The following is a 22,993-nucleotide window of genomic DNA, read 5'->3' as shown; positions in this document are numbered from 1 at the left end:
TTGCCTGTGGTTTTTTGTGTTTAGGAGGATTTATATGTTTCGTAATCGCAATATCAATATGATTTATTTATACATTTTCTTCGGTCAGCTTTTCTTTGACCGCGCACTCTGGGTCATCTACTTGAGTGATTCAGGCTTGTCGCTCGGTGAAATCGGCATCATTGAGGCAATTCTGCACTTGAGCATCGTCTTATTCGAACTTCCGACCGGTATGATTGCCGACCTTTATGGGCGAAAAATCAGCATCCTCATAGGGAGCGTGTTGAGCATCGGCTATGCCGGATTCATGTTGATCAGTGATTCGTTGACCCTTTTCGGTTTGGCGTTCGTGTCGCTTGGAGTAGGGTTGACCTTCCATTCGGGCGCGCAACAAGCGCTCGCATATGATACGTTGAGGGAAGTGAACCGTGAGAAGGACTACACGAGAGTGTTCGGCAACATGACCGCACTTGCCTTATTGTCCCTCAGTTTTGCGAAACTCGCTGGAGGCTTGATGGCAGAAGTCAGCTGGGAGTGGGTGTATGGCGGTATGATCGTCATGCAGGTGCTCGCGTTGATTCCAGTGTTACTACTTCACGAACCTGAGCGGGAGATGAGGGTGGTCGAACGGAAGGGGATTCTGCAAACGTGGCGGGACCAGTTTGTAAGTGGTCTTATCGTTTGGAAGGAGAATCCACCGGTACGTGTGCCGATTGTCCTGTTCATCGCTGTCAGCACAGTGCTCGTCATCTTGACATTTTACGGTCAGGAATACTTTACGAGGCTCGGATACTCCTCGTTTGTCATCGGCGTCATTTTTACAGTGGATGGATTGTTGGGTGTAGTGATGGCAAAGCTAGCATACCGTTTGGAGCAAAGGTGGGCGTTCTTCTCAATCGTCAAATACGGCTATGCGTTCTACCTGCTCTTTTTCGTGTTGTTCATCGTGTCACCGCGCCACGGAATCGTGTTGTCTTTCCTTGCACTCGCGCAACTGGTGACGCTATTCGAGCCAGTTTTCTCGAACTTCATCCAGAACATGTTGAGCAGCGATGTGCGCTCCACCTTTTTCTCGTTGATCAGTTTGGTGGAAAGCTTCGTGATCATGGTCGGGTTCCCAGCTTTCGGCTACGCGATCGAGCACATCGGGTTCGAAAACGGCTTTTTGGTGCTGCTTCTACTGCTCGTTGCGATTTATGCTGCCGTGCTTCTTAAACCGAAAAAAGCATTTTAAAGATGTAGAGGATGACGTTTCGTCATCCTCATCCATATTGGAATTGTGTAGGTAGATTTTACTGAATTCTAAAACCGGAGTGGTTTTTTCTAAGACGGAGCACAGATTTTCTAAAACTGTGCCTGATTTTTCTAAAACACCCCGCTGTTTTTCTAAAACGAAGCACCATTTTTCTAAAATCGACCGCATTTCATGCATGATCGCTCAAAATCACCCCTCGCAAAGCTCTCAAAAACTAGTACATCCATACCGTTTTTCACTTTTTCTATCACAAATCGTTCTGATTCCTAAACTTCTAGCATAAACTGATAGATTGCCGTGTTTCTGGGCCTTCTGGGCATCATGAGCGGACAACCACAATCTAGGAAGTTCTCATCATCAATCTGGAAATGACAGCCCTTTCCTACAATCATTTTTAGCTTAAAAGAACTAGCACCCGATTCTAGCACGACGCTCACACCAAGTTGTCTTCCTGCGAACGTATCTGTACAATAATACGAAAAATTCAGACATTTTCAGCAGGGAGTGGTTATGATGAGCGTTCCACAGCACAAACTCGAAAACAAACAGGCACATTCCAAAAGGAGAGGAATTTTCAACAAATTCCTCGATTGGATTGAACGTTACGGCAACAAACTGCCGGATGTATTGACGCTGTTTGTTATTTTCACCGGAATCATCTTGTTTGCATCCTACGTGGCAAGCAAGCTGAACTGGAGTGCCGTCAATCCGGCAACGAATGAAACTGTCAACGCCGTCAACTTGATCGACGGAAAAGGGATCGTGAAGATCCTCACCGAGATGGTGAACAACTTCATGGCCTTCCCGCCGCTCGGTCTCGTACTCGTCGTCATGCTCGGTGTCGGACTCGCGGAATCGACGGGGCTCGTATCGGCTTTCATGCGGAAGGTCGTACTCGCTTCACCGAAAACGTTGATCCTGCCGATCATCGTCGTCATCGGAATTTTCGGAAATGCGGCAGCCGACGCGGCACTTATCGTACTACCGCCAATCGCGGCGTTCGTTTTCATGACGATGGGTCGGCATCCGATCGCAGGTCTCGCACTCGGCTACGCTTCAGTGGCAGGGGGATTCAGTGCGAACTTGATCCTTAGCATGCTGGATGTGTTGCTCGCCGGTTTTACCGAATCGAGTGCCCATATCGTTGATAAAAGTTACAAAGCCAATCCAGCGATGAACTACTACTTCCTGATCGCTTCGACCTTCGTCCTTGTGCCAGTGGCGGTGTTCGTCTGTTCGAAAATCGTCGAGCCCCGTCTCGGTACGTATACGCTGAACGCGCAAGTGGACACGGAAACGAAACTGAAAAAAAGCGAGCGAAGAGGGCTTACCTGGGCTGGTATCGGAGTTTTCGCCTATATCGCTTTATTGTGTGTTCTGACGATTCCAGAAGGCGGTTTGTTCCGGAACGCCGAGACGGGGTCGCTCATCGAGGACTCCCCATTCATGAATGGCATCGTGCCGATCATGTTGTTCTTCTTTTTCATACCGGCGTTGCTTTATGGAATCGGTGCGAAGGTGATCAAATCCGATAAGGACGTGGCAGAGCATTTGACGAAGGCGATGTCCGGCATGGGGTATTACATCGTGCTAGCGTTCATCGCAGCGCAGATGATTACGTACTTCAACTGGAGCAATCTCGGAACGATCATTGCCATCAAAGGGGCGGATTTCTTGAAGGAATCGGGCATGACAGGTTTGCCGCTACTCCTGGCGTTCATCCTGTTCTGTGCGCTCATCAACTTGCTCATCGCGAGTTCATCTGCCAAGTGGGCTTTGCTCGGTCCGGTGTTCGTACCGATGTTCATGTTCATGGACTACAGCCCGGCATTCACGCAGATGGCGTACCGGATTGGTGACTCGATTACGAACGCGGTGACACCGATGCTAGCGTACTTTGCCATCCTGCTCACCTTTGCGAAAAAGTACGACCCTAAGATGGGCGTCGGGACGCTCATCTCCGTCCTGCTGCCTTACTCGATCGGTTTTGCAATCTTCTGGATGCTTCTTTTCGCCGTCTGGTATTGGCTCGGTCTGCCGCTCGGACCTGGCGAATACATCCATTTGGATCAATAGGAAAAAGCACCAGTCCATTGAGACTGGTGCTTCCTTATGGGTTTTTGAGGCTTGCCTGGAAGCGTTCCAGCCAAGGAGAAGCGGTGTTTTAGAAAAAATGGCTTCGGTTTTCGAAAATCGAGCTTCGGTTTTAGAAAAAAGCAGTTGTGTTTCACAAAAACACAGCTTAGTCTTATAAATTCGGACAAACGTTTTATAAATCGGGACTTACTTACTATCCCAACTACCAAACACCAAAATGCAAATACTGGAAAAAACAAGCCCCTCCCGCCACCATTTAGTGTCGTAAGTAACGTCTCTTTGAATAATGGAACCGGTCGTTTTGATCGTCTCCTTTTCCAAACTCAAGAGATTCCAAAATCCTCTCTTCGGTATAACCTGTCAATCTCGAAATACGCTGAACATCGGGGAATTTCTTTTGAATCTTTAGTTCGTTTGTAATGACCGACTGACAAACATTTAGTACATGCTCATAACGGTTATGGGAGTCTTTGTAAAAGTCATCCACGGTTCATTATCCCTCATTTTTTACAATGATTGAAGTGGATGGGGGAGGGCCTTCTTACCCACTTCCCAAAATTCGACCCTCCTAAACGTAGGAGGGAAGACCGAATAGTATGTTGGTTCTATTTTATGGAAAAGAGGTTTCAACCCTTGTCACGCGGGCTATTATTAGTTTGATTATTCGCTTTGCGTCCATAAATGAACTATGCGAAAGTAGAGTCTTCACGACTCTGAAGAAAGAAGGATGGTGAAACATGCCGATCCAACAGAAGATACTACCTGCAGTCCGAAATATGAAGGACTTTGAGAAATTGCTGAAGAGCCCATATGAATATCTCGTATTGCTCGACAGCCATGTCAGTCAGCTGAAGAGCATCGTGCAGATGGCGAAGCGTCACGATAAGAAGATGCTCATTCACGTCGATCTCATCCATGGGCTGAGCAACGACGATTATGCAGCCGAATTCCTTTGCCAGGACATCAAGGCGGACGGATTGATCTCCACCCGTACGAATGTCATTTTAACGGCGAAAAAGAAAGGAGTCCTTGCGATTCAGAGGCTGTTCCTGCTTGACTCGAGCGCACTGAACAAAAGCTATACACTGCTCGAGAAGACGAAGCCGGATTACATTGAAGTTTTACCAGGGCTCATGCCCAACATCATTCAAGAAGTACATGAGCATACCGGAATCCCGATTTTTGCTGGAGGCTTGATCCGGACCATAGAGGATGTCGAACAGGCTTTAGGCGCAGGTGCCAGAGCAGTGACGACATCGAGGGGTGAACTGTGGAAACATTATGTTAAGGATTTGTAAAATTGTCCTTGACAGCGCTTTCCGAATCATGTAACTTGATAGGCAAGTTAATAACATGTGACGGAGAAACGGAGATCCACACTTATCCCTCATTTCAGATGAGGCGATTCGTGTGGATTTTTTGTGTTCCGAACGCATTATTCTCTGTCAGAAATGAAAGGGTTTACACTATAAAAAAGTGATCGGAGGAAGGAACAATGTCAGAATTCATGGCAGAAATCATGGGTACGATGATTCTTATCATCTTAGGAGGAGGCGTCGTTGGAGGCGTCGTATTAAATAAAACAAAGGCACAAGATTCCGGATGGATCGTCATTACGATGGGATGGGGTCTTGCGGTTGCCGTCGCGGTTTACGCTGTCGGTGGAATCAGCGGGGCGCACATCAATCCGGCGGTCACGCTCGGACTCGCATCCATCGGAGAATTCCCTTGGGCGAAAGTGCCGATGTACATCACAGCGCAGATGATCGGTGCGTTCATCGGTGCCATCATCGTCTATTTCCACTACTTGCCGCACTGGAGAGAGACGGAGGACCCTGGCTTGAAACGGGCGGTTTTCTCAACAGACCCGGCAATCCGCCATACATTCTCGAACCTGCTCAGTGAGGTCATCGGAACGTTCGTCCTGTTGCTCGGTCTGCTTGCAATCGGTGCAAACGAGTTTACAGAAGGCTTGAATCCACTGATCGTCGGATTCCTCATCGTAGCGATCGGAATGTCTCTCGGAGGTACGACAGGGTATGCGATCAACCCGGCACGTGACCTCGGTCCGCGTATCGCACATTTCATCTTGCCGATTCCAGGGAAAGCGTCATCGGATTGGGGCTACTCCTGGATTCCTGTAGTCGGACCGGTACTTGGCGGTGTGTTCGGTGCCCTCTTTTACCAAAAGTTCTTTACGGGTACAGATACATTAGCATTCTGGGTGGTCGGAGCGCTTGTCCTCGGTGTACTCGTTGTCGCTTATGTGACGAGTGAGAAGGAAGTGCCGGCCAAAGAGAAGAAGAAAGTGTCCAAGCTTGGATTATCGAACCAATAAATGTTTTAAGGGAGAGTGGAAATATGGAAAAGTACATCTTATCATTAGACCAAGGAACGACAAGCTCACGCGCGATCCTATTCAATAAAGAAGGGGAAATCGTCGAGACTGCACAAAAAGAATTCACTCAGCATTTCCCGAAATCCGGTTGGGTTGAGCACAATGCGAACGAAATTTGGGGATCGATTTTGTCGGTCATCGCACAGGTGTTGTCCCATTCCGATATAAAACCGGAACAGATTGCCGGTATCGGTATCACGAACCAACGTGAAACGACGGTCGTCTGGGATAAAAACACAGAAAAACCGATCTACAATGCGATCGTCTGGCAATCCCGTCAGACCGCAGGCATTTGTGAAGAATTGAAAGAGCAAGGCCATAACGACAAGTTCCGTGAGAAGACAGGCCTCTTGATCGACGCTTATTTTTCCGGGACAAAAGTGAAATGGATCCTCGACAACGTAGAAGGCGCTCGTGAAAAAGCAGAAGCGGGTGACCTCTTGTTCGGTACGATCGACACGTGGCTCATCTGGAAACTGACAGGTGGAAAAGCACATGTCACAGACTATTCGAACGCATCCCGTACGTTGATGTACAACATCCATGAGCTCGATTGGGACGAAGAACTGCTAGATATCCTCGGCGTACCGAAAACGATGCTGCCGGAAGTGAAACCATCGTCAGAAGTTTACGGACACACGGTCGAGCACCATTTCTTCGGGCATTCCATACCGATCGGAGGCGTTGCAGGTGACCAGCAAGCCGCGCTGTTCGGACAAGCGTGCTATGAAAAAGGTATGGCGAAGAACACGTACGGAACAGGCTGCTTCATGCTCATGAATACCGGGGAAAAAGCAGTCACCTCAGAGCACGGCCTGCTCACGACGATTGCTTGGGGCATCGACGGAAAAGTCGAGTATGCCCTTGAAGGCAGTATTTTTGTCGCCGGATCTGCGATTCAATGGTTACGTGATGGGCTCCGAATGTTCGCTGATGCCGCAGACAGTGAGAAATACGCTGAACGCGTCGAGTCGACAGAAGGCGTTTATGTTGTCCCTGCCTTCGTAGGACTTGGTACGCCATATTGGGACAGTGATGTGCGAGGCGCGGTATTCGGATTGACGCGTGGAACGTCGAAAGAACACTTCGTCCGTGCGACACTAGAATCACTCGCCTATCAGACGAAGGACGTTCTGACCGCGATGGAAGCAGATTCAGGCATCTCACTGAAAACGTTACGGGTCGATGGAGGCGCAGTGAAGAACAACTTCCTTTCTCAATTCCAAAGTGACGTGCTCGGTGTACCGGTTGAACGTCCGGTCGTGAACGAAACGACAGCGCTCGGTGCCGCTTATCTTGCTGGACTCGCGGTCGGCTATTGGGAGAACCGCGACGAAATCGCGAAACAGTGGAAAGTGGACCGTACCTTTAATAATGAGATGAGCGAACAGGACCGCGAATCCCTATACGAGGGCTGGAAAAAAGCGGTCAACGCAACAATGGCTTTCAAATAAAGAAAACGTGTGGTAAGATGAAGACAAGTTAATACATGCGTCGGAGAAACGGAGAGACCGCAACGGACTTATAAGCGCGCAGCTTATAGGTTCCAGTTGTGGTCTCTTTTTTTTGCTCCGAATAAAGTATAAGCAGAAGCCATTTTCGGGTAAGTTTTCTATATAGGAGGAGAGAGATCATGAGTGGAACTTTTTCAGGTAAACAACGAACGGATCGTTTAGAACATATGCAAACAGAAGAATACGATGTACTGGTGATCGGTGGAGGCATTACAGGAGCTGGGATTTCGCTCGATGCATCGAGCCGGGGAATGAAGACCGCACTTGTCGAAATGCAGGACTTCGCTGCCGGAACGTCGAGCCGATCGACGAAACTCGTGCACGGTGGACTTCGCTATCTGAAGCAATTTGAAGTGAAGATGGTGGCGGAAGTCGGGAAAGAGCGTGCGATCGTCTATGAGAACGGACCTCACGTAACGACGCCAGAATGGATGGTGTTGCCTATTTTTAAAGAGGGGACATTCGGACGGTTCAGTACGTCCATCGGCTTACGGGTATATGACTTTTTAGCCGGTGTAAAAAGAAAAGAACGACGCTCGATGCTCAGCCGGGAAGAGACGCTGGAACGCGTTCCGACTTTGAAAAAAGACGGCTTGAAAGGCGGCGGTTACTACGTAGAATATCGGACTGATGATGCGCGCCTGACAATCGAGGTCCTGAAAAAAGCAGTCGAGCACGGAGTGAATGCGGTGAATTACGCCAAGGTCGTCGACTTCATTTATGAGAATGGAAAAGCGGTCGGTGCGGTCGTTCGCGATGAGCTGAAAGGCGAAACGTACCAGGTACGGGCGAAAAAGATCGTTAATGCGGCGGGACCATGGGTCGATGAGCTGCGCGAGCAGGATCGCTCGAAAAAAGGGAAAACGTTGCATCTGACGAAAGGTGTCCATCTCGTTTTCGATCAAAGCAAATTCCCATTGAATCAGGCGGTTTATTACGATACCGATGACGGCCGGATGGTGTTTGCGATTCCTCGTGAAGGCAAGACGTACGTCGGGACGACCGACACGACATATGAATCGGACATCGCCCATCCTCGGATGACTGTAGATGACCGGGATTACATTCTGAATTCCATCCACTTCATGTTCCCAGAACTGGATGTGAAGCCGGGGGACGTAGAGTCGAGCTGGGCTGGATTGCGCCCGCTTATCCATGAGGAAGGTAAGGATCCATCGGAAATTTCACGGAAAGATGAAATTTTCATTTCGAACTCAGGCTTGATTACGATTGCTGGCGGGAAGCTGACCGGGTATCGTAAAATGGCAGAAAGCATCGTCAATCTGGTCGGCGAGCAGTTGAAGGAAGAGGGTCACGGCGGCACTTATCCAGGTTGTAAAACGAAGCATATGCCGATATCAGGTGGTGAAGTCGGCGGTTCCAAGCAGTTCCCGGCGTTCATGGAAAAGAAAGTGAAGCAAGGGGTGGAAGAGCTCGGACTGGACGAAGCGGTCGCGAAAGTGATGGTGCAGCGGTATGGCTCGAACATCGACCGTGTGTATGAAATGATGAAAGAAAGCGATGGGGATCCATCGTTACCGAATGAGGTTGCAGCGATGCTGATGTACGGAATAGAAGAGGAAATGGTTGCGAAACCGGTGGATTTCTTCATCCGTCGCACAGGTGCCATGTTCTTCGACATCCACTGGGTGACGAAGTGGAAGTCAGCTGTGATCGAACGGATGGCAGAGGAGCTCGGTTGGACGGATGAAGAAAAGGTCCGCCATGCCACTGAACTCGATCAACTCATCCATGACGCGGTGACGCCTTTGGACGATGAAAAAACAGAAAAAGCGATTTGAATAAGGAGAGGGACTGTCATGACGACAGTCCCTTCGTTTTTTTGATAGTAAGAAAGACTGGTTTGGCTGAACAGGTGAGCAAATTCGAGAGATGAAGCTCTATTTTCGAGAGACCATCTCGGATTTTGGCAAGACCTCACTCCATTTTCGAGAAACATCACCCAATTTTGGCAAGACCACTCTTAAAAGCTGAGCATAACCCCCTCAATTTACCCCCGTTTCAGCGGCAAAGTCATGCAACGGATGCCGCCTCCGCCTTTTTCGAGCTCAGAGACGTCTATTTCAATGTAATTGAGCTTTTTCAGCTTAGGATGATCGCGGAAAATGCTCTTCCGTCGTTGTTTACTGATGAGGATCGTCTCCGGATCGAGGTTCAGGAAGTTGATATCCGCTACCGTATCGGTCACTTTTGACGTCCAATGGATATCAAACCCATGGTGCTTCACGAATGTGTGGAACATCTCATAGCGATGCTCTTTTTCCGTAAGCACCAAAACAGGCATGAACCGCACAAAGCACTTCGACAATATCAAGTCAGGGCCCGCAACATTTAGGTTCATATCAGTATGTAACGTATCGGCGCGGCGAGGTAAGTCAATCACCCCGATTTCAGAGAATCCAGCTTCGAAAATCTTCCCCTTCAATTTTTCAATGCTTAAGATGCTCGTTCGCAACCCGACATTCACAAGCACGGCATTTCGGTTCAACACGAGCACATCCCCGAACTCCATGCCTTTCATACCGTTGTTCCCTTCCAGATCAAATTGTTCTCCCATCCATTGTTCGAACAGGTTATGGGCATGGATGTACTCAGGCTTTCGCATTGTGATCCCTGGCTCACCAGGGATGACGGTTTTTCCGAATACACAAGCGAGATCGCGCACGAACACCCGGTTGATCAGCTGTTCATTCACCTTGAAATCATCGATGGACAAGTATTTTGAGTAATTGATGACCTCCACGCCTGCCTCTTCCAACGCGTGACATAGCTCGTTATGGTTGTGAATTGCTTTGTTCTGAATGACCGGTTTTTCCCAGAGGACATCTGTCGCAGTCTGCTGATCCGGCACGTCCAACACGGCAGGAGGACAGAGGACGACGGTTTTCAACGTATCCGTCTCAGACCAACAGCTCGGCGTAATGTTCAACATGAAGTTCCTCTCCATTTCATTAGTGATCTTGTTATAGCCTTTCCACCTCAGCCCCATCTCATCCGACAAAAAGACATACATAAAGGGAATTTCTTCTTCTCAAACTATAGAAAAGGTTTGGAGAGGAGGAAGTCGGTTGAAGAAGAAGGAGCAACATCCGGAGCTCACGTGGTGGAAGCTGTCGTTGATCGGTGTCGGATGCATCATCGGGACAGGGTTTTTCCTCGGTAGTTCCATTGCGATAGATAAAAGCGGACCAGCCGTGATCATCGCGTTCATTTTAGCAGCGATCGGAACGTATATCGTGTTCGATGCAATGGCACGTATGACGGTCGAATATCCGGAAAAAGGATCGTTCCGGACCTTTGCGAAAAAAGCATTCGGCAAGGAAACCGGCTTCGGCACGGGCTGGGTGTTCTGGACGTCCGAGACATTGATCATGGGGAGTCAATTGACCGCACTCGCCATCTTCACCCAGTTCTGGTTTCCTGGGATGCCGCTATGGCTCCTTGCCACGATCTATGCCGTAATCGGCCTTGCGATCATCTTAATGGGAGTCGACGATTTCGAGCGTGTGGAGAACCTCTTCGGCATCATTAAAGTCGCTGCGATCGTCATGTTCATCATCATCGGATTGCTCGCGCTTTTCGGCGTTTTGGATGTAACAGGTGGAAAGACGGAACGTGGCGTTTTGGACGTTTTTTTTGAAAAAGGAACGCTTGGTCTGTGGGCAGCGCTCATCTATGCTTTTTACACATTCGGAGGCATTGAAGTGATGGGGCTGATGGCGACTGAGCTGAAGGATAAAAACGACGCACCGAAGTCAGGTCGGTTGATGTTGATCGTGCTTTCGATCATGTATGTCGTTGCAATCGGGCTCGTCCTGTTGCTCGTTTCATGGAAGGACGTCACGAAGGATGAAAGTCCGTTCATGACCGCACTGAACGATTACAATCTGCCGTTTGTGCCGCACATTTTCAATGGCATGCTCATCATCGCTGGATTTTCGACCATGGTAGCGGCGCTTTTTGCCGTCACGACAATGATCGTTACGTTGGCGAAGGACGGAGATGCACCTTGTTTATTCGCGAAAAAAGGTCGACTGAGCGTCCCGCTGCCAGCACTAGCCTTGACGGCTGGCGGTTTAGGCGCGTCCATAATCATCTCGTTGATTTTCCCAGGTAAAATCTATGAGTACATCACAACGGCTGCCGGGCTCATGCTTCTGTACACGTGGTTCCTCATTCTGTTGTCGTTCTGGAAATTGATGAAGAAGAACATGTGGGATCAGATCAAGATGTATGTCGGGGCGATTCTGATTCTGCTTGCGGTGAGTGGGACATTATTGGATGGAACGAGCAGACCCGGCTTTTATGTGAGCCTGCTGTTCCTGTTGATCATTGGGGGCACGGCTTTCTATCGCCATGTAAAAGGTGCACGCACTAACGACGGAGCTTCTTGAGCTTGTTTTTTACGTATGTGTAAGGACACTTGGAGGGACTGGACTCATCGTCGCTTAAAAAGTATTGCTTCCATTCGTGGTTGTCAGTCTGACCGTACCATTTCAGGTCGGGATGGATCGGCAGCTCATCATAATCGGCGAGCCGTTTACGGATTGCCTTTTTCATTTTACGGCCAAATATGGTTGAGTCGTTGATTTCATCGAACACCCAGCGGGGCTGGAAAGCCATCATGAAACAAGGAAAGCTTCGGCTTTTCCTGAAAATGTGGGCAGGTGTCGCACAGAAAGCGAAATACGGCTCCCCGTGGAAGCAGAATTCCCATTCATGATGGGATGGATCGGTCGGTATGTCCTCCGGCCACTCGATTTCGTCGATCGCACTGACCCGGTTGAGCACCGACCAGAAAAGCGATTCGAATTCCGCCACTTCATAGTTTTCCTTCAGCGCTTCAGATGTTTCGAAAAAGACGACGAGGGAAGCATATTTCCCTGTATCTCTTGAAATTTCACCGTATGATTTCAACAATAAAGCCAAGTCTTCAATAGAACCTTCCTCCCGAGGATCCGATGTGAATCCGAAACGGAGATTATCTGATAGGAACCCCTGACGCCCCGGGATACAAGGATAGGTGTTCCCTTTATCCGCAATCATGTTGCCGAAATGCTTGAAGGCATCATGCTGCCAATCCTCGATCGATGCTAGATTTTCCTCAAGCCAACTTTTTGTGTAAAGCTCAGCCATCTACATCCCTCCTAGCTACAACACATACTATTAGGTGAGGCGCAGATGGGTGAATGTCCCACAACAGAAAGTGCCAGGCACCGCAAACGGAGCAATACCCGCTGCAGTGCCTGGCACCGATCACGAAGCCAGTCATATCAAGGGGTTGAAAATGGTGTCAGGTACCGATTAAGAAGTCAGTCGTACCAACGGTTCCAAATCGGCACCTGGCACTGACCGGCACTTTAAAGCAGCAAACTAAGCGCTTGGTAGCCGAAGTAAAAGCCGAATGCAATCAAGAAGAGTCCAGCCACGATTGAAATTCCTTGAAGGTAGCGCGTATTCAAATGCTTCCGGAATCCACTCGCGACACTCGCCATCACGAAATCCCAGATGAGGATTCCGACAAAAATCCCAGAACTGTAGATGAACAATTGATAATTCTCAAAGGAATCGGCGGTCTTCGCAAGAACTGAACCGTAGATCCCGAGCCAGAACAAGATGTTCAACGGGTTCGACAACGCCATGAAAAAGCCCGTCCGAAACGACTTCATCGGACTTTCCCGCACGAGTCCGCCATCCGTCGGGTCCTGTTTCGAACCGAGAATCCCTTCGACACCTGTGTAGATCAACACAAAACAGCCGAACGACCACAAAAACGTTTTCACGAATGGCAAGTCCATGAATTGAACGAGACCGAAATAGATGAGCATCATGAAGATGAGATCGGCCACCATCGCACCGACGCCGACGACCCATGCGTGCAGGAACCCGAACTTGATCCCTTTGTCCACCTGGGCCGCATTGATCGGTCCGATCGGAGCGGACAAGGACAGCCCGAGCAATATGTAACTGAAAAACACACCCACATTCATCACCTCGACAACTTGTCTATGTTCTTACCACAGTCTATTCATCCGCCTCACCCTCTAATACTCCCACATATAAAAAGATGAATCCGGTCTCCCGAATTCATCTGAAACGCCATCCTATATCCTTCCGATGCTCCTTGCGTTCATCTTGATTCCCGGTTGCCCAGGCAACCAGTTCGCCGGAACGCCTTCTCCTGTTTTTTCCCCGTACTGGATCGCCTGCACGAGTCGAAGGATCTCAAACACATTCCGTCCGACTTCCAGTGGATTGACGAGCTTGGAAACGATCTTACCTTCCGGATCAATGATGATCGTCGCCCGGAAAGCAGCGCCTGCACTTTCGTTCAACACCCGGTAACGCCGGCTTATTTCCTGCGTCCGATCACTCACCAATGGATATTGCACTTTAGACGCCATCGGTGAAACCTCTGTAAACACCTTATGCGCATACACACTATCCGTACTGATACCTAACACTTCAACATTCAAATCCTGCAATTGAGGGTAAAGGGCAGCGACCGCCGCCAACTCGGTTGGTCAGACGAATGTAAAATCACTGCCATAGAAGAACAAGACCACCCATTTCCCCTGGTAATCTTCGAGTGCGACTTCAACGATCTTCTTTTCTGTATTCAAATAGGCTTCTGCGGTAAAAGCAGGTGCGACATCCTTCGTCTGCGCGCAAAAAGGTTGTTCACACACTTCATCTGCATCATGGTCATTTTTCCGATGGTCCGTCACTTCATCACCTCACAAAATGTCCTCATTTCATATGTATTTATGATATGAATAAAATATCCTTCCCGTTATTTTTCCGATGCTGTACAACCAATGTACTAAGGGAAATATATCTTTAGGGGAATTGGTTCAGGGCAATATGTTTGCCATAATGGAAGACAAACGCATCCTACATATACGGTAGGAGACGTGCCGGAATTGGTTAGTGGCTTTCCATTCGACCAGTTCCGGCTTTAATTTTGTCTTTTTTACTTGGAAAATAAGAGTTCTTTATTAATTCGACGTTTCAAGGTAAACTATTATTAACAGAAAATTTCGATAGAATGGGGAGGGAGACATGGGACAAGAGACACAACTTCAGAAAAAAGATAAACTATCGAACTTGTATTTATCATTCATATCCATTGCTGGGTGGGTATCTATCCTGATTGCCACCTTCAATCTTTCCATACCTGAAAACGCCGTCGTCTTGCTATTATTCATACTCTTCCTGTTCATAACCGAATTTTTCCCGATGGCGGTTTGGAAAGGGCACAGTTCACTCAGCTATCCGATCGTATTCACGATCTATCTTGTCTACGGATTGCCCTGGCTGGTCTTCATTTACGGACTCGTCGTCTTCATCGTCAATTTTGTCCAGAGAAGACCGCTGAGGATCCTGTTTTTCAACCCAGCGCTGTTAGTGCTAAGTTTCATATTAGGTGAAGCGATTGCCAGACTCATCCTCGGGGATGCGCTGGTTCCGTGGATGATCATTCCGATGCTCGTCACGACAGCGTTGTTTTATATCGTCAATAACATCATGGTCGACATCGTTCTGCTGATCCGTCCGCAACCTTATACATTTGCCATTTGGAAAAAGAAGCTGACCACAGAGTCGATCAGTGCATTCATCTCCGTCATTTACCTTGGGATCATGTTCTACTTAGGGAATCAGAACCGGGGAGTCATAGATGTTTTCGCGTATTTCTTCTTCTTCTCGCCGCTCGTCGGACTCGCCTTGCTCAGTTCAATCATCGTACGGCTGGAGACGGAACGGAATCGCTTGAACGCTTTATTCCACATCTCGACAGAATTGAACCGGTGGCTGCCATCGAAACAGTGGATCGAATCCATCCGATCAAGCTTGAACAGTTTCGTCGATGCCGACGCTAGTATTTTATGGGTCAATGAAAATGGGAACTGGAAGGTTCGTTTCCAACATGGACAGGTCAAGAAGGAATCGTGTCAGGACCGAGACGAACTTAGTCAGCTCGAGCACATCAAAGAACTGACCATTATCCATGACCGAAGAAAAGACCCTGGTGTCACACCGACCTGCTTCCACAACGGATTGCGCTCGATCATTTACGCACCGATCATACTCGAAGACAACATGCTCGGCGTGTTTGCCGTCGCGAAAAGCCGAAGCAACAGTTTCCGACCGGAAGAGATCCAGTCTGTGGCGACACTCGCGAATCAGCTCGCCGTGGTCATCAAGACGAGAAGCCTCATCTCAGAACAAGAAAAGAGGACGGTGCTTGAGGAGCGGAACCGGATTGCACGTGAAATCCACGACGGTGTTGCGCAATCACTTGCCGGGGCGGTCATGAAACTGGAGACGGCGGACCGGAAGTTTTACCAAAAGCCGCCGGAAGCTCACAAGCTTGTGACCGACAGTCTGGACAAGCTCCGCCTCAGTCTGAAGGAGATCCGCGAGTCCATTTACGCACTCCGACCATACGAAACGGAACGCGTCGGCTTGAAGCAAGCGGTCACGAAACGGATCGACGTCATCAAGAAAGAATCCGGACTCAATATAACGTTTGAAGAACGCGGACGGCCAGTGTACCTGAGCTCGATGGTCGAAAAAGTGATGTTCGATATTTTCCAGGAAAGTGTTCAGAACATCGTCAAGCACGCGCAAGCCTCCAAAGTGGATGTGCTGCTCAGCTATCAGAAAGAACATGTTCTATTGAGAGTTTCCGATAATGGGGTAGGATTTTCATTGCTCGATGCGATGATCAAGGCGAAGAATGATCCGCACTTCGGCATCCTGAGCATGAACGAACAAGCAGAGAAAATTGAAGCGGTGTTACAAATCGATAGTAAAGAAGGGAAAGGTACAGAGATCAACCTGACTGTGCCAAAGCTAGGGATGGAAGGAGGAATGGGCGATGATCAACGTCATGTTAGTGGATGATCACGCAGTCTTAAGGGACGGATTGTCGAATATTTTTGAAATGGAAGATGATATCAATGTGGTAGGGGAAGCCGTCAGTGGAAACGAAGCACTGGAATCCATTGAAGGTATGAACCCGGATGTCGTATTGCTCGATATCAATTTGCCTGATAAAAATGGGGTGGAACTGACAGCCATCTTGAAGAGGGACTATCCGGAAATCAAAGTTCTGATTCTGACGATGCATAGTATGGATGAGTATTTCATGGCTGCCATTCGGGAGGGTGCAGACGGATACTTGCTGAAGGATGCACCATCTGTCCAGGTCGTGGAAGCGATCCGGACAGTCGCCAAAGGGGAGTCCGTCATCGACCCTTCCCTGACGAAAAAGCTGTTAGGGTTTTATAATCAGAAGAATGAATCTGCGGATAAAAACGAGCTGACCGAGCGGGAGAAGGAAGTGCTGCTCTGTCTGGTCGAAGGCTTGAGCAACAAAGAAATCGGCGAACGTCTTTTTATCAGCGATAAGACGGTGAAGATCCACGTCAGCAAGATTTTCAAAAAAATCAACGTGAAAAGCCGATCCCAGGCCGTCATCTATGCGGTCCAGAATCAGCTTGTCCCATTGCCATAAGTTAAAAAGAGCGGCTCGTGTCTATGGCACGGGCCGTTTTCCTATTGTAGATGTTCGGGTGGTTCGTTTTTCGATTTCCTTGATACTTCTGAAAAGAGGTCATCCTCCGACTCAGGTTGCTGAGTTTGCTCCACCACACCCGGGTTCAAAGTTTGAAGGATCTGTTCTAGGTCTTTCTTCAACAACTCGAAATCTTTCATCGTGACAGGTTGAGCTTCCGGCTTCAATTCATATCCAATCTGCCCGTTCGGTTCGAGCGTCGCCCACTTCAAATCACTCAATCGCGCGACATTCTGCTGTCGTAATTTCATCTCCAGCTGATCGACTGTGAACCGGAGCTTTTTCAAATGTTTCTCGTTCAGAACACCATCTTCAACCAATACAATCGACTTCCCGGTAATCAACTTTTCGATTGCATCAAATTTCATCTGAGCGTACTCCAGTAAAATCAGTGTCAGAATAAGAGTGCTCCCAATACCTAGGGTGACCCAGATGCTTTGATTACCGATCGGTCGCATGAGTAAAGGCCCGATTCCGACCATGATGACCGTCTGAGCCAACGTCAATTGCGAAATCGACTTCCTTCCTGCAATCTTCAGTATCAAAGTGCCTCCGAGGACGATGATGACTGCTTTCCAAATCCAATCGAGTTCCATAAGCTCACCCTTTTCCGGTATTGAACGTAGTATGAAACCTTCATGAAAAAACTATTCTGTCATGGGAACAACTAAGAAAGGAAAAGGAAATCCGTCTTTAACGCTATTTTCGTTCAGTTCCAAAAGGATGATGAACTGGAAGAAACTGATAGAACCTTATACCTTTTGCATGGATTATTGGTCGTAGATGGAACTGGAGAACTTTTTCAGATCTATATGGTACGATCATTTCCGTAATGGCCATTACAACCATACTTAATGCAAAAGGGAGATACTTAATGAAAACGATAATGAGCTTAATCATGACAGTTGCTTTGCTAGTCTCTGGATTTGCTGTTCAATCATATGCCGAAACGACAAGTGAACTTCCGAAAGGCGATTTCTACAATTTGAAGATCATAGGTGTTCCAAAGGATAAGAAAGCACCGATGAACAATAATGATGGAACGCGAATTTTTGTACCATTGTATGGTGAGTCGAACATCTGGCTCCGTGAAGGCGACTTCAAAGTATTGGATGCTAACGGAACGGATGAAGACGATGCGGAATTCCAGCTTCCGAATCCTGACCCGAACAATGATGGAACGACCGAATACACGGTTTATGTACGTGCGCTAGGTAAACCAGGTGGGGAAGCGAGCATAAATACATGTGGAACTGATGCAGACACAGGTGAAACGTACTGCTCGGATGACAAATTGGTTGTTACGCGTACAGCTGGTCAGAGCCCTTGGACGAATGCTTCCGGTGAGCTTTTCTATATCTATACGGATACGGATGGGGATGGCGAACCTGAACGCTATAACCTGTTCAATGAACAGTTCGAAGATTACTATTGGGAATATGACAACAATGGCTTGAAGGTCGCACAACTACGTTTTTACCGCGGCGTATCAACCCAAGTTCAATAAGCATAAGACGAACCGGGAGCCTGAATGGCCCCGGTTTTTTTACTGAATAATATTGGTTTTTATATAAAAATAGGTCCCTTTATAACTTTTGTACGACCCTGCTATAGTACAAATGCAAAAAAGAATACTCCGTTCGCGTAATAGTCAGATTCCCCGCCAACACGGATAATAGAGTTAGAGAACTTTTACAATATTCTGACGGGGAGGATTTACGATCATGAAGAAGATTTTTTCTGTATTGATGGCAATTGCGCTCATCGTGCCGCTTCTTTTTACAAGTGTGCCGATCGCGAATGCACAATCTGAAGCAAGCATTGATCCATTGCTCACTGAAAAATTAGCGAATACGACGGGCGCTGTCCAGGTCATCGTCACCTTCAAAGGGGATGGAAAACCTACGGCGGCTCAACTGGATCTATTAAAAGACGTAGGGGTGAAGAAGGGGGTCTCGATGAACGCATTGCCGATCGCTGGCGTTCTTGCAACGAAATCCCAGGTGGATGCACTAGCATCGAGTCCGGAAGTCAGATCCCTCTACTTGAATGAAAAAGTAAAGTATTTCAACGCAGACTCTACACTACTCACAGGCGTTGACAAAGCACGTACAGACGCGAAGATGACGAAGGAAAACGGCGGCATGCCAGTATCCGGTAAAGGTGTCGGAGTCGTCGTCAACGACAGCGGAGTCGACGGAACGCATAAAGATCATGAGCTAGGTAAAAATCTCGTGCAAAACGTACTCGGAAGCACGAACTTGAACAGCATCGTCTCTGGTGTCATTCCCATCACATACACCGAAGACGTACCGAATACGGATACAAACTCAGGACACGGTACTCACGTAGCTGGAACAGTCGGTGGAACCGGTGCCATGTCTGGCGGCAAGTATGAAGGCGCAGCACCAGGCGCTGACATGATCGGTTACGGAACAGGGGGCGCATTGTTCGTCCTCGATGGTATCGGTGGATTCGACTACGCGATCACGCATAAGGAAAAGTACAACATCGGACTGATCACGAACTCCTGGGGATCTTCAGGTGATTTCGATCCGAACCATCCGGTGAACGTAGCAAGTAAGGAAGCTTACGACCAAGGCATCACAACTCTTTTCGCAGCAGGAAATGAAGGACCAGGTGAAGACACGCACAATCCATATGCAAAAGCACCATGGGTCATTTCAGTCGCAGCTGGCGTGAAGGACGGCTCACTCGCTGACTTCTCCTCTCGCGGAACGAAAGGTGTCGGCGGAACATTCACGATGGACGGAAAAGAGTGGACATGGGTCGACCGCCCGACGGTTACAGCACCAGGCGTTGACATCATTTCAACTCGTGTCATTGCACCAGTTTCATCTCTATCGTTGGATGCAGATGCTGAAGAGATCGAAACAGCTTACTTACCTTATTACACGTTGATGAGCGGTACATCAATGGCAACACCACACGTTGCCGGAATCGTCGCATTGATGCTTGAAGCGAATCCGAACTTGACGCCGGATGAAATCAAGACGATTTTACAAGATACAGCGACGAACATGCCTGGCTATGAGCCTTGGGAAGTCGGAGCAGGTTATGTGAACGCGTATAACGCTGTGGACACAGCGATGTTCGGTACGCAATACGGCGCAACGACGAACTTGAACCAGGATTTCAACAGTTCAGTCGATTCCAGCGCAGACCGTGAAGAATTTTCGGTCGACTACAATCCTGCAACGCTTGTATCTGACAACCAGCACGAGTTCACAGTGGAAGAAGGATTATCGAGCTTGGTGGCAAAAGTGAACGGCAAAGGAATCCTTGAAGAGACAGGGAACCCGATTAACCTCGTATTGATTGCACCAGACGGAACCGAATACAGCTCAGGCATCAGCCTGTTGTTCACGCTTTATACCGATCGCACGGTATCAGTGAACGCACCAATGGCAGGGACGTGGAAAGCGGAGATCCGTGGCTTGCGTGGAGCTGAAGAGAACCCGAACGGAGCAGGTGCACCGGAGAATGTCAAAGGAACGCTTACGTTCAAATCGGTCAGTGGATTTACAGGCTTGAGCGATATTGAAGGCCATCCAGCAGCAGCGGCAATCAAGACGGCTGTCAGTGAACGATTGATAGACGGTTTTGCAGATGGCACATACAAGCCTGACGCAAACCTGTTGCGTAAAGATATGGCGAAATACTTAGTGATGGGTGCGGAAGTCCGTCAGCAGTCTGGAGCGACTTTTTCAGATGTAAAAGCAGCAGATTTACCTTTCGTAGCTTCTGTTGCAGCTCTTGGAGCAGCTTTCAAAGGGGAAACGTATCAGACGGATGCGGTCATGAAGCCAGCAGCTGATGGAACGTTCAACCCGGACGGAACCATTTCGAAAGCGGAAGTTGCATACTCTCTTGTCCAAAGCTTAGGCTTGCAAGAACAAGCTCAAACGCATGAAGGTGATGTTACTGTGCAATACGGTGACGAGCGCTTGTTGATTGAAGACCAGGCGGACATCCCGGCTGAGTTGAAAGGGTATGTACAGCTTGCACTGGACTTGAACATCTTGAACGCCAAGTTCGATGTGACACAAGGACCATATGATCATGAGCCGACAGTACACGCAACCTTCGCACCGAACGAAACAGTGAAACGAGGAGACTTCGCAGTCGCAATCTCCCGTTACTACAACGCTTATCATAAATAAAGTTTAGATTTATGAGACTCAGCCCTGACACCAGGGCTGAGTTTTTGTTGTGCTTTTTCAATAGAAGGTGGTTGCTGTAAAATGAAAGGTAGATGACTTGCGAGTTTGATAGGAGGGAAATGAATGATGGACTGGAAAAAGGATCGAATACAAGCTGCCAAACAAGGGGAGAATCCCATGGTACTTGCAAAAATGAAAAGTGGTTTTGCGGTAATAGGGGATACTCAGTTTCTACCAGGTTATTGTGTGCTCCTGCCAAACAGAAAGGTAGACTCGCTCAATTCATTAACTTTAGAAGAAAGAAGCGATTACCTACTAGATATGAGTTTGATTGGAGATGCCATTCAAAAAGTTTGCAGTCCTCTCCGAATCAATTATTCCATTTATGGAAACACAGATACATACCTACATGCACACATTTTTCCGAGATACGACTGGGAAACAGAAGAGCGGAGAGTGAAGCCTGTATGGCTTTATCCGAGTGAAAGCTGGACTGAGGATCAATACTTATATCATGAAAATCTACATGAAAAATTACGAACAAAATTAACAGATGCTTTAGAAAAGCTGGTTTATGAAAGGGGCAAACGATTATGAATCTCTACATCGTGCGGCATTGTAAGGCAGAGGGGCAACCGCCAGAGGCACCGCTTACGGAAGAAGGTTTCAAACAGGCAGAGGAATTGCCGGACTTTTTCACCAATAAAAAGGTTGAACGGATCGTGTCGAGTCCTTTCACACGTGCGCAGCAATCCATTCAACCTACTGCAGATCAGCTTGGCATCGAAATGGAACTCGATGATCGACTTGCTGAGCGGACACTAAGTACACAACCAATGGAAAATTGGATGGTCAATTTAGCAAGAACATACGAAGACATGCATCTTAAATTTGAGGGTGGAGAGTCTAGTCAGGAGGCAACGGACCGAGCGATGGCGGTCATTAATGAACTAAAGAGCGATAACAAAGATGCCGTCATCGTCACTCATGGCAACCTGATGTCCTTGATTCTTCAGCATTTTGATAACGTTAACGGCTTTGAAAAATGGAAGGACCTGAGCAATCCGGATGTCTATCATCTTTCGTTAGACGAAGACATGAGCTTAAAGCGGATATGGAGTTGAATCTATCACACGCGTAACTGGCTGAGTGCTTCTTTTACATTGCGGATTGTCCGGATTTTGGACATATCTTCTCCCAGTTGTACGGCTTTATGGGCTAGTTCTGGTCTGATCCCTGTCAAAACAGGATAGATTCCGAGCAATCGCAAAATGGAATTGATTTTGAACAGAAATGCTACTACGTCCTTGTTCATTTGATAAATTCCGGAGAAGTCGATGATGAGATATTTGAGTTGATGCTTTGCAAGCTTATGAGGTATGAAATCTAATAGGTGATCTACCTTTTCTTGATCGAAATAACCGATCAACGGAATGATGGCAATGCCTTCAGAGACCGGCACGATGGGAGAGGATATTTCCACAACTTCAGTTGAAATTTTTTCAAGTTGTTTTTCAGCCTTTTTTCGAGATGTGATATCACGGAGGGTGGAATGGATTGCAAATTGTTCGCCGAACATAACAGGGTGGCAGTATAGTTCAACATCTACAAGCGTACCATCGCATTTGAAAATCTGAATATCAATGAGTTCCCCGATGATGTTTTCTTCCTGGTTTAGCCGAATCCGGTCTTCTATGAGCTCTTGATCATGTCCTTCTCTAAAAATATCGAGCACATTCGCTCCGATGATTTCATCTTTTGGTGCTTTTAAGAAATCTGCACCGAACTGATTTATGTATAAAACTCTTAGGTCTGCATGGATGACGGTCGTTTCATATGTGTATTCAACAATCTGTCGATACATATCTTCTGGGTCAATGGTCTTCATCGGCACTCTCGATACACTTCTCATTTCCCTTCACCCCATTCGGAAAAATGTATATTAGTACCATTTTAACATTTCCA

Annotated in this window: 19 protein-coding genes; 13 read left to right on the top strand and 6 right to left on the bottom strand. The window is 47.8% G+C overall.

Translation table 11 applies throughout. The features are described from left to right. Window positions 1-34 precede the first annotated feature (34 nt). The 6 genes from ACXQIQ_RS08135 to ACXQIQ_RS08110 all read left to right on the top strand — a co-directional run bounded on the left by ACXQIQ_RS08135 (window position 35) and on the right by ACXQIQ_RS08110 (window position 9,045). Window positions 35-1,213: an MFS transporter gene (locus ACXQIQ_RS08135; protein ID WP_439299262.1), complete on the top strand. Its 1,179-nt coding sequence runs from the start codon at window positions 35-37 to the stop codon at window positions 1,211-1,213. Window positions 1,214-1,744: 531 nt separating this feature from the next. Then, window positions 1,745-3,310: an AbgT family transporter gene (locus ACXQIQ_RS08130; protein ID WP_439299263.1), complete on the top strand. Its 1,566-nt coding sequence runs from the start codon at window positions 1,745-1,747 to the stop codon at window positions 3,308-3,310. A 758-nt stretch (window positions 3,311-4,068) separates the two neighbouring features. Continuing rightward, a complete protein-coding gene (locus tag ACXQIQ_RS08125; protein WP_439299265.1) occupies window positions 4,069-4,629 on the top strand; it encodes a glycerol-3-phosphate responsive antiterminator in 561 nt (186 codons plus the stop codon). A 197-nt stretch (window positions 4,630-4,826) separates the two neighbouring features. Further along, window positions 4,827-5,669 carry an MIP/aquaporin family protein gene (locus tag ACXQIQ_RS08120; protein WP_439299266.1) on the top strand — a complete coding sequence of 281 codons (843 nt, stop codon included), beginning with the start codon at window positions 4,827-4,829 and terminating at the stop codon, window positions 5,667-5,669. A 23-nt stretch (window positions 5,670-5,692) separates the two neighbouring features. Next, window positions 5,693-7,183: a glycerol kinase GlpK gene (gene glpK / locus ACXQIQ_RS08115; RefSeq protein WP_439299267.1), complete on the top strand. Its 1,491-nt coding sequence runs from the start codon at window positions 5,693-5,695 to the stop codon at window positions 7,181-7,183. 176 nt (window positions 7,184-7,359) lie between these two features. Further along, the gene (locus ACXQIQ_RS08110) at window positions 7,360-9,045 is read left to right on the top strand and encodes a glycerol-3-phosphate dehydrogenase/oxidase (RefSeq protein ID WP_439301913.1); all 1,686 of its coding nucleotides are present in this window, start codon (window positions 7,360-7,362) and stop codon (window positions 9,043-9,045) included. 209 nt (window positions 9,046-9,254) lie between these two features. On the opposite strand, the gene ACXQIQ_RS08105 is transcribed toward ACXQIQ_RS08110, so the two are convergent. Beyond that, on the bottom strand, window positions 9,255-10,196 hold the full coding sequence (locus ACXQIQ_RS08105; RefSeq protein ID WP_439299268.1) for an arginine deiminase family protein: 942 nt from the start codon (window positions 10,194-10,196) through the stop codon (window positions 9,255-9,257). Window positions 10,197-10,332: 136 nt separating this feature from the next. Here ACXQIQ_RS08105 and ACXQIQ_RS08100 point away from each other — a divergent pair, with 136 nt between their 5' ends. Further along, on the top strand, window positions 10,333-11,658 hold the full coding sequence (locus ACXQIQ_RS08100) for an amino acid permease (RefSeq protein WP_439299269.1): 1,326 nt from the start codon (window positions 10,333-10,335) through the stop codon (window positions 11,656-11,658). Here the strand turns inward: ACXQIQ_RS08100 and ACXQIQ_RS08095 are convergent. The 3 genes from ACXQIQ_RS08095 to ACXQIQ_RS08085 form a co-directional block, all read right to left on the bottom strand. Further along, window positions 11,639-12,400, bottom strand: a complete 762-nt coding sequence (locus tag ACXQIQ_RS08095) for a YqcI/YcgG family protein (RefSeq protein ID WP_439299270.1) — start codon at window positions 12,398-12,400, stop codon at window positions 11,639-11,641. The two genes, ACXQIQ_RS08100 and ACXQIQ_RS08095, sit on opposite strands and share 20 nt — an antisense overlap. Before the next feature lie 224 nt (window positions 12,401-12,624). Continuing rightward, window positions 12,625-13,248: a LysE family transporter gene (locus ACXQIQ_RS08090; RefSeq protein ID WP_439299271.1), complete on the bottom strand. Its 624-nt coding sequence runs from the start codon at window positions 13,246-13,248 to the stop codon at window positions 12,625-12,627. Between the two features lie 120 nt (window positions 13,249-13,368). Beyond that, complete coding sequence (locus ACXQIQ_RS08085; protein WP_439299272.1) at window positions 13,369-13,992, bottom strand: peroxiredoxin; 624 nt, start codon at window positions 13,990-13,992, stop codon at window positions 13,369-13,371. 334 nt (window positions 13,993-14,326) lie between these two features. Here ACXQIQ_RS08085 and ACXQIQ_RS08080 point away from each other — a divergent pair, with 334 nt between their 5' ends. Both ACXQIQ_RS08080 and ACXQIQ_RS08075 read left to right on the top strand, forming a co-directional pair. Beyond that, window positions 14,327-16,171 (top strand): GAF domain-containing sensor histidine kinase, encoded by a 1,845-nt coding sequence (locus ACXQIQ_RS08080; RefSeq protein ID WP_439299273.1) that lies wholly within the window; start codon window positions 14,327-14,329, stop codon window positions 16,169-16,171. Next, entirely contained in the window at window positions 16,146-16,784 is a 639-nt protein-coding gene (locus tag ACXQIQ_RS08075) for a response regulator (RefSeq protein WP_439299274.1), read from the top strand. The genes ACXQIQ_RS08080 and ACXQIQ_RS08075 overlap by 26 nt, the downstream gene beginning before the upstream one ends. A 41-nt stretch (window positions 16,785-16,825) precedes the next feature. Here the strand turns inward: ACXQIQ_RS08075 and ACXQIQ_RS08070 are convergent, their stop codons facing one another. Further along, entirely contained in the window at window positions 16,826-17,440 is a 615-nt protein-coding gene (locus ACXQIQ_RS08070; protein WP_439299275.1) for a DUF421 domain-containing protein, read from the bottom strand. 278 nt (window positions 17,441-17,718) lie between these two features. On the opposite strand from ACXQIQ_RS08070, the gene ACXQIQ_RS08065 reads away from it, so the two are divergent. The 4 genes from ACXQIQ_RS08065 to ACXQIQ_RS08050 all read left to right on the top strand — a co-directional run bounded on the left by ACXQIQ_RS08065 (window position 17,719) and on the right by ACXQIQ_RS08050 (window position 22,152). After that, the gene (locus tag ACXQIQ_RS08065; protein WP_439299276.1) at window positions 17,719-18,351 is read left to right on the top strand and encodes a hypothetical protein; all 633 of its coding nucleotides are present in this window, start codon (window positions 17,719-17,721) and stop codon (window positions 18,349-18,351) included. A 217-nt stretch (window positions 18,352-18,568) separates the two neighbouring features. After that, window positions 18,569-21,028 (top strand): S8 family serine peptidase, encoded by a 2,460-nt coding sequence (locus ACXQIQ_RS08060; protein WP_439299277.1) that lies wholly within the window; start codon window positions 18,569-18,571, stop codon window positions 21,026-21,028. Window positions 21,029-21,151: 123 nt separating this feature from the next. Beyond that, window positions 21,152-21,625 carry an HIT family protein gene (locus ACXQIQ_RS08055; protein ID WP_439299278.1) on the top strand — a complete coding sequence of 158 codons (474 nt, stop codon included), beginning with the start codon at window positions 21,152-21,154 and terminating at the stop codon, window positions 21,623-21,625. Next, window positions 21,622-22,152, top strand: a complete 531-nt coding sequence (locus ACXQIQ_RS08050; RefSeq protein ID WP_439299279.1) for a histidine phosphatase family protein — start codon at window positions 21,622-21,624, stop codon at window positions 22,150-22,152. The genes ACXQIQ_RS08055 and ACXQIQ_RS08050 overlap by 4 nt, the downstream gene beginning before the upstream one ends. A gap of 5 nt (window positions 22,153-22,157) precedes the next feature. Here the strand turns inward: ACXQIQ_RS08050 and ACXQIQ_RS08045 are convergent, their stop codons facing one another. Continuing rightward, window positions 22,158-22,940: a PAS domain S-box protein gene (locus tag ACXQIQ_RS08045; protein WP_439299280.1), complete on the bottom strand. Its 783-nt coding sequence runs from the start codon at window positions 22,938-22,940 to the stop codon at window positions 22,158-22,160. Window positions 22,941-22,993: the final 53 nt, after the last annotated feature.

The sequence above is a fragment of the Pseudalkalibacillus sp. Hm43 genome (assembly GCF_054170705.1).
The sequence above is the reverse complement of the archived record's forward strand: the minus strand, read 5'-3'. Positions and strand labels throughout refer to the sequence as shown.